The organism is Rubrivirga aquatilis (assembly GCF_046845665.1).
GTDB lineage: Bacteria > Bacteroidota > Rhodothermia > Rhodothermales > Rubricoccaceae > Rubrivirga.
Genome location: NZ_CP177355.1, coordinates 43,223 through 55,633, shown reverse-complemented (window position 1 = coordinate 55,633; position 12,411 = coordinate 43,223). Strand labels below are relative to the sequence as shown.

The window sequence follows — 12,411 nt, the reverse complement described above, 5'->3', positions numbered from 1 at the left end:
GGCCGACCCCGAGGCGGGCCCTCGCCCCCTGTGCCCCCGTCCCCCGATCCCATGCGTGTCCTGCTCCGCTCCGCCCTCGCCGCCACCGTCTTCGCCCTCGCCCTCTCGGCCACGCCGGGGTGCGACTTGGTCGACCCGACGGGCGTCGAGAACCCGAACGTCACCGAGGACGACTTCCTCAACTTCCCCGACCCGATGACCTCGTGGCTGCGGGGCATGGAGCGCCAGATGTCGCTGGCGCTCAACAACCGCAACAACGACCTCGAGAGCTCCTACATCGCCACGGCCGAGATCGCCTCCGACAACTACGTCAACACGTCGACCTTCTTCAACCAGTTCATGGACGGGCTGACGATCGACCCGGCCGACGACGACCTCGAGAACCCGATGCGCGAGCTCCACGACCTGCGCTCGACGGCCGAGTTCGGGCTCCGCCGCGTGGCCGTGGCCGACGAGACGACGACCGACGACCAGCTCGCCGAGCTCCACTTCTTCAACGGGATCGCCCACCTCTACCTCGGGGAGATCTGGCACCTCGCGCCGGCCGACTCGGGCGGCGTGCCGCTCCCCTCCGCCGACCAGTTCGCCCGAGCGGTCGCCTCGTTCGACCTCGCGATCTCGCTCTCGACCAGTCCCCAGCGGCGGGTCGGCTACCAGCTCGCGCTCGCCCGCACGCACCGCAACCTCGGCGACGCCGGCGCGGCGCGAGCGGCGGCCCAGGCCGTGATCGCCGCCGACCCCGACTTCCTGCGGTTCGCGACCTACGACTTTATCAACAACCCCGAGAACGACGTGCAGCTCGCCATCTTCGGGCGGCCGCAGAACGACCTCCAGCCCTTGCCCCGCCTCGACGTGCTGGACCCGAAGTTCTTCAACAGCGCCGAGCCGAACTCGGTCGACGACCAGTACGCCGACATCGCCTACCTAAAGGGCGAGGAGGCCTTCCTGATCCTGGCCGAGGCGCAGCTCGCCGACGGCGACCTGGCCGGCGCCCGGCAGACGCTGACCGACCTGCTCGGGGTCGTCGCGAGCCGCAAGACGACGCCGCTCCGTGACGCCGACGACCCGCGCCAGAACCGGGGCGGCAGCGCGCGCCCGAACGGCTCGGAGTGGACCGTGGCGTCGGCGCCGGGCGCCCCGCAGCGGGCCGGCCTGGTGCGCTCGCGGAGCGACGTGGTGGCCGTCCCCGTCATCTCGGGCACGACCGTCGGGGCCGCGGACATCGCCGCGGTGGGCACGGTCGACGAGGCGCTGGCGCTGCTGTACCTGCTCCGCCAGGAGATCTTCCTCGCCGAGGGGCGCCGGATGATGGACCTGGGGATCAAATGGGCCGTCCCGCTCGACGAGATCCTGGTCAACACGAACATCACCGACGGCGACCCGGCCACGCAGCCCATCATCCCCGCCTTCCTGCCAGTCACGGAGATGGACGCCTTCACGCTCGACGCGGACGCCAAGACGGTGACGATCCTCCACGACCTCAACGCGGTCCTGGTGGCCAACAAGACGTCGCCGCTCGTCCTGCCCTTCCACTGAGGCCCATGGGGGACCTCGACGCCACTCGTCTCCTGAGTTAAGGGACGGAAGGGCGAAGCGACCTTCGAGGTCCCCCACCTCGGTACTCCGAGGCACGCTGGGAAGACGTCGGCTGCGTCGCTTGCGAGCAGCGTGCGACCCTGAGTCGGTGGGGCACGCGGCAGGGCGACCCGGTCCGCATCGCCCGCCGCGCCGGGGATGGGGGTGAGCGGGGAAGCCGGCAGTGGCGACGATGAAGGGCAGGAGGTCGGGAGAAAGACCGCACCGACAGGCTGAAATCGCGTCCGTTGCGGGCCGCGCCATGTGCATCCACCGCCCCTCAGCGAACGCCCGGCCCGGGCTCGCGGTCGGCCTGAGACCGGGCACCCGGGCCGGCCATCGGGCGTGTACGGCGCCTACCCGCCGCCTCGCCCCGTGCCCGACTCCGCCCTCGCCGCCGCCACCTCCGCCGGGCTCACCGAGGTCCACGCGAACCGCGTCGCGCTCGTCGAGCGGCTGGTGATGCGCGTGGCGCGCGAGCGCTACGGCGCCGGCCCCGCGGACCTCGCGGCCGACTGGCTGGCGACCGCCCGCGCCGACGGCCCGCCCGCCTTCGACGCGCTGGCGACCGCCATTGAGGGCGAGTCCGTGGAGACGCTGACGGCCGTGCTGCGGACGCTGACGGCCTACTTCCACCTGGTCAACAAGGCCGAGCAGATCGAGATCGTGCGCGTCAACCGCGAGCGCGAAATGGCGGCGACGCCGGAGGCGCCGCGCGGGGAGTCGATCGCGCACGCCGTGGCCGGGCTGGCGGCCCGGGGGCACTCGGCCGAGTCGGCCGCCGCGCTCGTCGCCCGGCTCGACATCCAGCCGACGCTGACGGCGCACCCGACCGAGGCGCGGCGCCGGACCGTCCTTTTGCACCAGCAGGCTGCCGCCGCCGCCCTCGATCGACTGACCGGCGACGACCTGACGCCGACCGAAGCCGAGGACGCCGAAGCCGAGGCGCTCGATCGCCTGCGCTTGCTGCTGGCGACCGACGAGGTCCGCGCCGGGAAGGTGACCGTCCGCGACGAGATCCGCCACGGCCTGTACTTCGTGGCGACCAGCATCTGGGAGGTCGTCCCGCGCGTCCACGCCGACTTGCGTCGCGCCTTCCGGCAGTCCTACGGCACCGCGCCTGCCATCCCGCCGGTCCTGCGCTACCGCTCGTGGATCGGCGGCGACCGCGACGGCAACCCGAATGTGACGGCCGAGGTGACGGCGTGGGCGCTGAGGGCGCACCGCGAGGACGCGCTCCGCTTGCACCGCCGCGCACTCGCCGACCTCCAACTCGAACTGTCGGTCAGCGATCAGCAGGTCGACTTCCCGGACGCGCTGTGGGCGTCGGTCGAGGCCGACCGAGACGCCGTCGACCTGCCGGAGCGGCGCTGGCGGCAGAACGCGCACGAGCCGGTCCGCCTCAAGCTGATGCAGATGGCCGCCAAGCTGGACGCCCTCATCGCCGCGCTCCCCGAGGGCGACTCGGGCCGACCGAGGGTCAGCGCCAGCCAGCCTCGCCGCCCCGACGCGCCGCCGGCGTACGATGCCGCCGCATTCACGGCCGACCTCGACCTGCTGGCGGACAGCCTGCGCGCCGCCGGCCTGGCCCCGCTCGCCGACGAGGGCACGCTCGCCGATGCCCGCGTTCGCGCGGCCACGTTCGGCTTCCACCTCGCCGCGCTCGACTTGCGCCAGCACAGCGAGGTCCACGAAGCCGCCGTCGCCGACCTGCTGGCGCGCGCGGGCGTCGAGGCCGACTACGCAGGTCTGGGCGAAGCGGAGCGGACGGCGCTGCTGACGCGCGAGCTCGAAAACCCGCGCCCGTTTATTCGCCTCGGTGGCGAGGTCGGGCCCGAGGCGGACCGGGTGCTCTCGGCGCTGCGCGTGGCGAAGGCGGCCATCGAGGCCGAGCCCGCGTCCGTCGGCAGCTACATCGTGTCGATGACCGACGCCGTGAGCGACGTGCTGGAGGTGCTGCTGCTGGCCAAGGAGGTCGGCCTGTGGCGGCGGCGGGCGGACGGGACGATCGAGTCGCCCATCGACGCCGTCCCGCTGCTGGAGACGGTTGCGGACCTGGAGGCCGGCCCGGCGCTGCTGACGGAGCTGTTCGCCAATCCCGTCTACGCGGCGCACCTCGACGCGCGCGGCGGGTTGCAAGAGGTCATGCTCGGCTACTCGGACTCCAACAAGGACGGCGGGTACTGGCAGGCCAACTGGTCGCTGCACAAGGCGCAGGGCGCGATCGCCGCGACGTGCCGCGCGGCGGGCGTCGACCTGCGCTTTTTCCACGGGCGTGGCGGGACGGTCGGCCGCGGCGGCGGACGGGCCGGGCAGGCCATCCGCGCCATGCCGCCGGTCGCCCAGACGGGCCGGATCCGGTTCACCGAGCAGGGCGAGGTCATCTCGTTCCGCTACGCGCTGCCGGGCATCGCGCGTCGCCACCTCGAACAGATCGTCCACGCCCAGCTCGGCGCGCTCGCGGACGCCGAGGCGCACCGCGACGACACCGCCGCCGCGCCCTCCCCCCACGTTCACGCGCTGATGGAGCGGCTCGCGGACCGCTCGATGGAGGCCTACCGCACGTTGATCGACGCGCCCGACTTCTGGCCGTGGTACGCCTCGGCGACGCCGATCGCGCACATCGCCGGGCTGTCGATCGCCTCGCGCCCGATCTCGCGGAAGGGCATGGGCGAGCTCGACTTCGCCGGCCTGCGCGCCATCCCGTGGGTCTTCTCGTGGACCCAGCCCCGCTACACCGCGCCGGGCTGGTACGGCGTCGGCGCGGCCTTGGCGGAGGTGCTCGATGATGAGCAAGAGCGCCTGCGCGAGCTGTCGGCGTCGTGGCCCTTTTTCCAGGCCGTCACCGGCAACGCGATGCGCGAGCTGGCACGCGCGCGGTTCGTGGTCGGCGAGCGGTACAGCGCGCTCGCGGAGGCGGGGGGCGCCCCCGGCGCGCCGTTCCGCGCGGTCGACGCGGAGCATGACCGGACGGTCGAGGCCCTGCTGGCGACCGTCGGCCGCGACACGCTCTTGGACCCGGCCCGCGCGATTGCGGCCACCATTCGCTATCGGAACCCGGCGACCGACGTGCTCAACCTGATCCAGCTCGACCTCATGCGCCGCTGGCGGTCGACGGACGCGCCCGCGGACGCGCTCCACCAGGCGCTCTTGCTGTCCGTCAACGCCATCGCCGCGGCGATGCAGTCGACGGGGTGACAGCGGCTACGCGCTTTGGTTGGCGGTCGCGGTCTCGAGCACCTCGGCGTCGAGGCCGAGCCACTCGGCGGCCTCGGTCCGGGTGGGGAAGGTCCTGTAGGAGCGGCCCAGCCCGAGCGTCAGCGTCTCAATAAGGCGCACGAGGACGGTGAGCGTACTGCGGGTGGTGACGCAGGCCACTCGGCCCTCACCGAGCCGGTCGGAATGCCTACGCACCGTCGCGACGATGTGCGCGAGGTCGCCCGGGGTGACATCGACCTCGGACGTCTCGGAGAGGTCCCAGATCTCGTCAAACCCGGCCACCCAGCCGTCCTGGCGGACCATGGTCTCGAAGGCGCCGACAAGCTCGTCGCCGGTCACCTGGCCAGACCCGACGGCGAGTCCGATCCGGGAGTCGGGGAGGGTCGTGAGATGGAACGACATATCTCGGGGTGGTGGGGACGGAGAGAAGGATACCGGGCGTCCTCGAGATGGCGTTCCGTGCCAGGCTGGAATGGGGCCGTCTCCTACACGGTCGGCGTCAGGGCTCGCCGCGCGACCGGCGTCGACAGGATCATCTGGGTGACCGGTTCGCCGAGCGGCAGCAACTTGTCGATCAGGACTTCGAGCGCCTCCATCGAGGCCACTGCCACGACCATCAACAGCGACGAGCTGCCGGTCGTGCGGTGGCAAACCAGGATTTCGTCGAGGTCGAGGATCTGCTCCAGGCTCCGCCCGTAGCGCGCACGGTCGACCTGGAGGTGGAGCACGGCCTGCACCGGCCGACCCAGGCGGGCGGGATCGACGGCGGCGTGGTAGCCGGTGATGACGCCGTCGGCTTCCAGCCGCGCCAGCCGCTCCGAGACGGCAGGCGGGGAGAGGCCCACGCGGCGACCGAGTTCGGCGTACGTCAGGCGCGCGTCCTGCTGGACCTCGTGGAGCAGGCGGTGGTCGAGAGTGTCCATGGCAGGAGCGGAAGAAGGAAAAAGAAGAGGCGGGGAGCGCTGGCGCCCTCCTAGAACACGTCACCCCGAGCCCTGCGAGGGATCTCAGCGTGACCCTCGCCTTCGCGACAAACGGAAGGACGGGCTTGAAGGCCATGCTGAGATCCCTCACGTGCGTTGGCTGGCGCCTTACGGGTGCGGGATGACGCTGTGAGCGTGGCGTGCCTTTTCCGGGCAGTCGCTCAGGATGACGGACGTGGAGAGGGGATCGCCGTGCGAACGGACCCAGGAAGGAGCCAAATCCAGAGCATCGAAGGTAGAGGCGTCCGAAAACCGTGGATCGTGTCTTCGGGCTCGCGAGCGCGTCCGCTACCCTGTGGCCAGATCCCCGCCGCTCCGCCATGACCGTCGAGACCCCCACCATCCGCGCGCCCCACGGCACGACCCTCTCGTGCAAGGGCTGGCATCAGGAGGCCGCGCTGCGGATGCTGATGAACAACCTCGACCCCGAGGTCGCCGAGCGCCCCGAGGCCCTCGTCGTCTACGGCGGCTCCGGCAAGGCCGCGCGCGACTGGCCGTCGTTCCACCGCATCGTCGAGACGTTGCAGCGCCTGGAGGACGACGAGACGATGTTGGTCCAGAGCGGCAAGCCCGTCGGCGTCTTCCGGACGCACGCCGAGGCGCCTCGCGTGCTGATCGCCAACAGCTGGCTCGTGCCGCGGTGGGCGACGTGGGACACCTTCCGCGAGCTGGAGTCGGAGGGGCTGACCATGTACGGCCAGATGACGGCCGGGAGCTGGATCTACATCGGCACCCAGGGCATCCTGCAGGGCACGTATGAGACGTTCGCGGCGTGTGCCCGGACGCACTTCGGCGGCGACCTCGCCGGCCGGTTGGTCGTCACCGCCGGGCTGGGCGGGATGGGCGGCGCCCAGCCGCTCGCGGCGACGATGAATGGCGCAGCCTTCCTGGGCATCGACGTGGACGAGACGCGGATCCAGCGGCGCGTCGACCAGGGCTACTGCGACCGGATCTCCCACGACCTCGACCAAGCGCTGGCGTGGGTGGAGGACGCCCGCCAGCACGGCACGGCGCTCTCCGTCGGGCTCGTGGGCAACGCCGCGGAGGTGCTCCCCGAGATCGTCCGTCGCGGCACCGCCGTCGACGTGGTGACGGACCAGACGAGCGCGCACGATTTGCGCGTGGGCTACCTGCCGGCCGGGTACTCGCTCGCCGAGGCCGACGCGTTCCGCCAAGCGGACCCGGCGGCGTACGAAGAGGCCGTGCTCGACAGCATGGAAACGCACGTCACGGCCCTGCTGGCGTTGCAGCGCGGCGGGACGATCGCCTTCGACTACGGCAACAACCTGCGCGGGCAGGTCGCCGACCGCCGCGGCCGCGCCGACGCCTTCGAGATCCCGGGCTTCGTGCCCGAGTACATCCGCCCGCTGTTCTGCAAGGGCTCCGGCCCGTTCCGCTGGGCCGCCCTGAGCGGCGACCCGGCCGACATCGCGGCGACGGACGCGGCGCTCTTGGAGCTCTTCCCGGACAACGTCCACCTCCGCCGCTGGATCGAGCTGGCCCAAGAGAAGGTCCAGTTCCAGGGGCTGCCGGCGCGGATCTGCTGGCTCGAATACGGCGAGCGGGCGAAGGCGGGCGCCCGGTTCAACGAGATGGTGGCGAACGGCGAGGTGTCGGCTCCGCTCGTCATCGGCCGCGACCACCTCGACACCGGCTCGGTCGCCAGCCCCAACCGCGAGACCGAGGGCATGAAGGACGGCTCCGACGCCATCGGCGACTGGCCGCTTTTGAACGCCATGCTCAACACGGCGTGCGGCGCCTCGTGGGTGAGCCTGCACCACGGCGGCGGCGTCGGCATCGGGTACTCGATGCACTCGGGCATGGTCTGCGTCGCCGACGGGACCGAGGCCGGCGGGCAACGGCTGGACCGCGTGCTCACCGCCGACCCCGGCACGGGCGTGATGCGCCACGCGGACGCGGGCTACGAGATCGCCATCGACACGGCCCGCGAGCGCGGCGTGGACCTGCCGAGCGTGGGGAACGGGGAATGAGGAACGAGGCACGAGCAGAGGAGGCCGCCTCGTCGCGGCGATGGGTGCGACCGACCTCACCGATCACCGATCACTGAGAACTGACCACTGATGACCGACACCCTCCCCGCCCTCCGCCTCGGCACGCTCGACGCCGACCTCGGCGCGTCGCTGGCGGCGCTCGCGGACGACCTCCGCCAGCCCGACGGCCGGGTTGCCCGGAGCCGCGCGCTCGTCGATGCGGCGCTGGCGGACGGCCGCGCGCACTACGGCCTCAACACCGGCTTCGGCTCGCTGAAGTCCGAGCGGATCGCCGCGGCGGACGTGGCGACGCTGCAGCTCAACCTCTTGCGGTCGCACGCGTGCGGCGTCGGCCCGTCGGTCCCGCGCGCGATCACGCGGCGGATGCTGGCGCTCAAGGCGCACGCGCTCGGGCTGGGCTACTCGGGCGTCTCGCCCGCCGTGGTCGCCGGGTTGCTGGCGCTGCTCGACGCGGATGTGATCCCGGTCGTCCCGGAGCAGGGGAGCCTGGGCGCCTCGGGCGACCTCGCCCCGCTGGCGCACCTCGCGCTCGTCCTCGTCGGTGAGGGCTGGGTGTGGCCAAAGGAGTCTCATCCCCCCAGCGGGGGGAGGCCGGGAGGGGGGCGATCCCACGATGACGCGTTCGTCCCGGCGGCCGACGCGCTCGCTGAGGCCGGGCTGGCGCCCGTCGCGCTCGGCGCCAAGGACGGGCTGGCGCTCATCAACGGCACCCAGTTCATGCTGGCGTACGCCGCCGAGGTGGCCGCGCGGGCGCGGCGGCTGGCGACGACCGCCGACGTGGTGGCCGCGATGACGCTGGACGCGCGGCTCGGCTCGGCGCGTCCGTTCGACGCCCGCGTCGCGGCGGTCCGCCCGCACCCCGGCCATGCAGCGACGGCCATGGCCGTGCGTCGGCTGCTGGCGGGCTCCGAGATCGGGCCCAGTCACATCGACTGCGACCGTGTCCAAGACCCGTACTCCCTGCGCTGTGTCCCCCAGGTCCACGGCGCCAGCCGCGACGCGCTGGCGTACGCCAGCGCCGTCATCGAGCGCGAGCTCAACGGCGTGACGGACAATCCGCTCGTGTTCGACGCCGACGGCCAGCCCGACATCGTCTCGGCGGGCAACTTCCACGGCCAGCCGCTCGCGATCGCCCTCGACACGGCCGCCATCGCCGTCGCCGAGTGGGCCTCGATCTCCGAGCGCCGCACGTACCTCTTGGTCGACGGCGGCGACGGGCTGCCGCCGTTTCTGGTCGAGCGGTCCGGGCTCCAGTCCGGGTTCATGATCCCGCAGTACGCGGCGGCGTCGCTGGTGAGCGAGAACAAGGGGCTGTGCCACCCGGCGTCGGTCGACTCGATCCCGTCGAGCCGGGGGCAGGAGGACCACGTCTCGATGGGCGCGTGGGGCGCGCGCAAGGCGTTGCGCGTGCTCGAGAACGCCGAGCGCGTCCTCGCGGTCGAGGCCCTGTGCGCCGCGCAGGCGCTCGACTTCCGGCGCCCGCTCCGCTCGGGCCCGGGCATCGAAGCCGCCCACGCGGCCATCCGCACCGTCGTCCCGTTCCGCACCGACGACACCGTCTTCGAGCCCGACCTCACGGCCGCGACCGACCTCGTCCGCCTCGGCGCGCTCGCCGCCGCCGCCGAGGCGGAGGTGGGGCCCCTGCCGTGACCGATTCGGCGCCAGGGGCACGAGCGCCCACCCCCTGCGCCCCTGGCGCCGAAAGGCGGGCGCCGTCACGCTCCCGGCATGAGTTTGAGGCTCGGGATGCCGGTCCGGAGACTTGGGTCGTTGTCCTCTGCTCCCATCCCCCTCTCCAGTCCGATGCGTCTCCTCTTCCTGTCCGCCCTTCTGTCCGCCTGCACCGGCACCGGCGACGCCCCGCCTCGGACGGGGCCCACCGACGGCACGCTCACCGGCCGCGTCGTCGCCGTCGACCTCTCGCCGATGGCCTATGATGGGAACGCGCTCGTCACGGTAACCCCCGACGGCGGGGGCGCAGACGTCGCCGTCCACATCCCCGCGCGCCAGAACCTGTGTGCGGCGGCCATCGAGAACCTCGACGCCGTGGCGCCCGGCGACCGCGTCGAGGTACGGGGCACCCCGGGCGAGGTGGGCACCCTGACCCCCTGCGACTCGGCAGACCACGTCTTCCGAGTCCTCGAGCAGGCGACGCCGGGCCGCGAGGTGGTCCGGGGCGTCTACACCACGTCCTTCGAGGTCTCAGCCTTCACCCCCTGCGACCGCCCCAACGAAGCGTGGTGGCTCACGCCGAACGAGGCCTTCGGCGAGGCGCTCGGCGTCATCTCCAACGAGCACCGCAGCGAGGGCGGGCGCGGCGGGAGGCTCTACGTCGAGGCGACGGTCGAGGGCACGCTCAGCCCCGAGGGGACGTACGGTCACCTTGGATCCTACACGCGCGAGCTGACCGTCACCGGGGTCCGGGACATGGTTTACCTCGCCACCGACCCCGACGAGCCCCCCACCTGCCGATGACCGTTCTCACCGACATCCGCCAGCTGGCGACGTGCCCGCCCGACGGCCGCGACGCCGGCCTCGTCGACCACGCCGCGCTCGCCTTCGACGACGGCCGCATCGCCTGGGCCGGGCCCGAGGCCGACCTGCCCGCCCAGTTCGCCGACGCTGAGCGCCAGTCGGCCGGCGGACGGCTCGTCGTGCCCGGCTTGGTGGACTGCCACACGCACGTCGTCCACGCGGGCGACCGGGCCGACGAGTTCGTCGAGCGGATCAAGGGGACGCCGTATCTCGAGGTCGCGCGGCGGGGCGGGGGCATCCTGAAGACCGTCCGCGCCACGCGAGCCGCGAGCGACGCGGACCTCGGGCAGGCGGCGGGCGTCCGGCTGGCGGCGATGCTGCGGCAGGGCGTCACGACGGTCGAGGCGAAGACCGGTTACGGGCTGACGATCCACGACGAGATGCGCGTGCTCGGCGTTCACCGGGCACTGGCGGCGCACGGGCCCCAGCGGATCGTGTCGACGCTGCTCGCGGCGCACGTCGTGCCGCCCGAGTTCGCCGACGACCGCGACGCGTACGTCCGGCTGGTCACCGACGAGATGATCCCGGCCGCCGCCGCCGACGGGCTGGCGGCGTTCGTCGACGTGTTCGTGGAGCAGGGCGCGTTCACCGCCGACGAGGCCCGGACGATCTTCGAGGCGGCGGCCACGCACGGGCTCGGCGCCAAGCTCCACGCGGACCAACTGAGCGACACCGGCGGCGCGGCGCTCGCGGCCGAGGTCGGCGCGGCGTCGGCGGACCACCTCGAGTGCATCTCCGACGACGGCATCCGGGCGCTCGCGGCGTCCGACGCGGTCGCCGTCAGCCTGCCGATCGCGACGCTCGTGCTCGGGCAGGACCCGCTGCCCGCGCGCCGCTTGCTCGACGCGGGCGCCCGCGTGGCCGTCGCGACCGACTTCAACCCGGGCTCAGCGCCGTCGGCCAGCCTGGGCCTGGCGCTGTGGCTGGCGTGCACGCGCCAGCGGATGACGCCCGACGAGGCGCTCCGCGGGGCGACCGCAGAGGCGGCCCACGCCCTCCGCCTGTCCGACGGCACGGGTTCGCTCGTTGCCGGGGCGCCCGCCGATTTCGCCGTCTTCGACGCGCCGACCGTCGACGGCTGGCTCTCGTCGTGGCGCGCCGAGCCCGCCCTGCGAACCGTGATCGGCGGCGAGACCGTCTGGCAGCGCGGCGACGCTCCGGCAAAGCTCTCCGCGTGATGCCTGACCCCCGCCTCGGCGACTGGCTGCGAGACGCGCCGCTGACCGACGCCACCCGCGTTACGCTGGTGGGATTCCCGTCTGACGAGGGCGTGCGGCGCAACGGCGGGCGCCCCGGTGCGGCGGGCGGCCCGGCGGCCATCCGCGAGGCGCTGTTTCGAATGACACCCGACGCGCGGGAGCACGGGCGCTTTGCAGGGCTCCTCGATCAGACGGCCGATATCGGCGACGTGCCCGTGTCCGGCGATCTCGAAAGGGACCAGGCCCGACTGGCGGAGCACGTCGGTGGACTGCTGGCGCAAGGCGTGCTCCCGATCATTGTGGGCGGCGGCCACGAAACGGCGTTCGGTCATTTTCTGGGCCACGTGGTGGCTGGCTCGGACGTGCACGCGCTCAACTGGGATGCCCACGCCGATGTGCGCCCGCTCCGCGACGGGCTCGCGCACTCGGGCTCCCCGTTCCGCCAGATGCTGGACCACGAGTCCGGTCGGTGTCGGGGCTACACCGTCGCCGGGCTGCTCCCGTGGCGTGTCGCCGCCGACCACGCCGCCGTGCCGACCGAGGTGGTGTGGGCCGACGACCTCGACGCCGCCCGCGTCGACGCGCTCGTCGCCGGGCTGGACGGACCGACACTCGCGACGTTCGACCTCGATGCCGTCGACGGGGTGGCGGGCGTGAGCGCGCCGGGCGTCGGCGGGCTGTCGGTGCCGGTGTGGCTGCGCGCGGCCGAGGCGTGCGGGCGGTCGCCGCACGTCCGTTCGGTCGATGTCGTCGAGCTCAACCCGGCGCACGACCCCGACGGCCGCTCGGCCGTCCTGGCGGCGCTGACGGTGTGGCACGTGTTGCGAGGCGTCGCCGCTCGCGAGCCCAGAAGCTGAGGCGACCGGAAGCGGTGAAGAGAGCGGCGGG

9 protein-coding genes are annotated in these 12,411 nt (G+C 73.0%); 7 read left to right on the top strand and 2 right to left on the bottom strand.

The features are described from left to right. The first annotated feature begins 51 nt into the window (after window positions 1-51). Complete coding sequence (locus ACLII4_RS00220; RefSeq protein WP_412068875.1) at window positions 52-1,536, top strand: hypothetical protein; 1,485 nt, start codon at window positions 52-54, stop codon at window positions 1,534-1,536. Between the two features lie 414 nt (window positions 1,537-1,950). Then, window positions 1,951-4,773 carry a phosphoenolpyruvate carboxylase gene (locus tag ACLII4_RS00215; RefSeq protein WP_412068874.1) on the top strand — a complete coding sequence of 941 codons (2,823 nt, stop codon included), beginning with the start codon at window positions 1,951-1,953 and terminating at the stop codon, window positions 4,771-4,773. Window positions 4,774-4,779: 6 nt separating this feature from the next. On the opposite strand, the gene ACLII4_RS00210 is transcribed toward ACLII4_RS00215, so the two are convergent. Together ACLII4_RS00210 and ACLII4_RS00205 are read right to left on the bottom strand one after the other, a co-directional pair. Beyond that, window positions 4,780-5,196, bottom strand: coding sequence for a hypothetical protein (locus ACLII4_RS00210; RefSeq protein WP_412068873.1), 417 nt, complete (start codon window positions 5,194-5,196; stop codon window positions 4,780-4,782). Between the two features lie 83 nt (window positions 5,197-5,279). Next, a complete protein-coding gene (locus ACLII4_RS00205; protein WP_412068872.1) occupies window positions 5,280-5,717 on the bottom strand; it encodes an Lrp/AsnC family transcriptional regulator in 438 nt (145 codons plus the stop codon). 380 nt (window positions 5,718-6,097) lie between these two features. Here ACLII4_RS00205 and hutU point away from each other — a divergent pair, with 380 nt between their 5' ends. The 5 genes from hutU to ACLII4_RS00180 all read left to right on the top strand — a co-directional run bounded on the left by hutU (window position 6,098) and on the right by ACLII4_RS00180 (window position 12,380). Further along, complete coding sequence (gene hutU / locus ACLII4_RS00200) at window positions 6,098-7,768, top strand: urocanate hydratase (protein ID WP_412068871.1); 1,671 nt, start codon at window positions 6,098-6,100, stop codon at window positions 7,766-7,768. A gap of 90 nt (window positions 7,769-7,858) precedes the next feature. Continuing rightward, window positions 7,859-9,439: a histidine ammonia-lyase gene (gene hutH / locus ACLII4_RS00195; protein WP_412068870.1), complete on the top strand. Its 1,581-nt coding sequence runs from the start codon at window positions 7,859-7,861 to the stop codon at window positions 9,437-9,439. A gap of 153 nt (window positions 9,440-9,592) precedes the next feature. Next, on the top strand, window positions 9,593-10,264 hold the full coding sequence (locus tag ACLII4_RS00190) for a hypothetical protein (RefSeq protein WP_412068869.1): 672 nt from the start codon (window positions 9,593-9,595) through the stop codon (window positions 10,262-10,264). Then, window positions 10,261-11,502: an imidazolonepropionase gene (gene hutI / locus ACLII4_RS00185; RefSeq protein WP_412068868.1), complete on the top strand. Its 1,242-nt coding sequence runs from the start codon at window positions 10,261-10,263 to the stop codon at window positions 11,500-11,502. Before ACLII4_RS00190 ends, hutI begins: the two co-directional genes overlap by 4 nt. Further along, window positions 11,502-12,380 carry an arginase family protein gene (locus ACLII4_RS00180; RefSeq protein WP_412068867.1) on the top strand — a complete coding sequence of 293 codons (879 nt, stop codon included), beginning with the start codon at window positions 11,502-11,504 and terminating at the stop codon, window positions 12,378-12,380. Before hutI ends, ACLII4_RS00180 begins: the two co-directional genes overlap by 1 nt. Window positions 12,381-12,411: the final 31 nt, after the last annotated feature.

Excerpts from the sequence above, each read along its gene's own strand:
- ACLII4_RS00210 (WP_412068873.1), bottom strand. The coding sequence starts at position 5,196 with ATGTCGTTCCATCTCACGACCCTCCCCGACTCCCGGATCGGACTCGCC.
- ACLII4_RS00220 (WP_412068875.1), top strand. The coding sequence starts at position 52 with ATGCGTGTCCTGCTCCGCTCCGCCCTCGCCGCCACCGTCTTCGCCCTC.
- ACLII4_RS00180 (WP_412068867.1), top strand. The coding sequence starts at position 11,502 with ATGCCTGACCCCCGCCTCGGCGACTGGCTGCGAGACGCGCCGCTGACC.
- hutI (WP_412068868.1), top strand. The coding sequence starts at position 10,261 with ATGACCGTTCTCACCGACATCCGCCAGCTGGCGACGTGCCCGCCCGAC.
- hutH (WP_412068870.1), top strand. The coding sequence starts at position 7,859 with ATGACCGACACCCTCCCCGCCCTCCGCCTCGGCACGCTCGACGCCGAC.
- hutU (WP_412068871.1), top strand. The coding sequence starts at position 6,098 with ATGACCGTCGAGACCCCCACCATCCGCGCGCCCCACGGCACGACCCTC.
- ACLII4_RS00190 (WP_412068869.1), top strand. The coding sequence starts at position 9,593 with ATGCGTCTCCTCTTCCTGTCCGCCCTTCTGTCCGCCTGCACCGGCACC.
- ACLII4_RS00205 (WP_412068872.1), bottom strand. The coding sequence starts at position 5,717 with ATGGACACTCTCGACCACCGCCTGCTCCACGAGGTCCAGCAGGACGCG.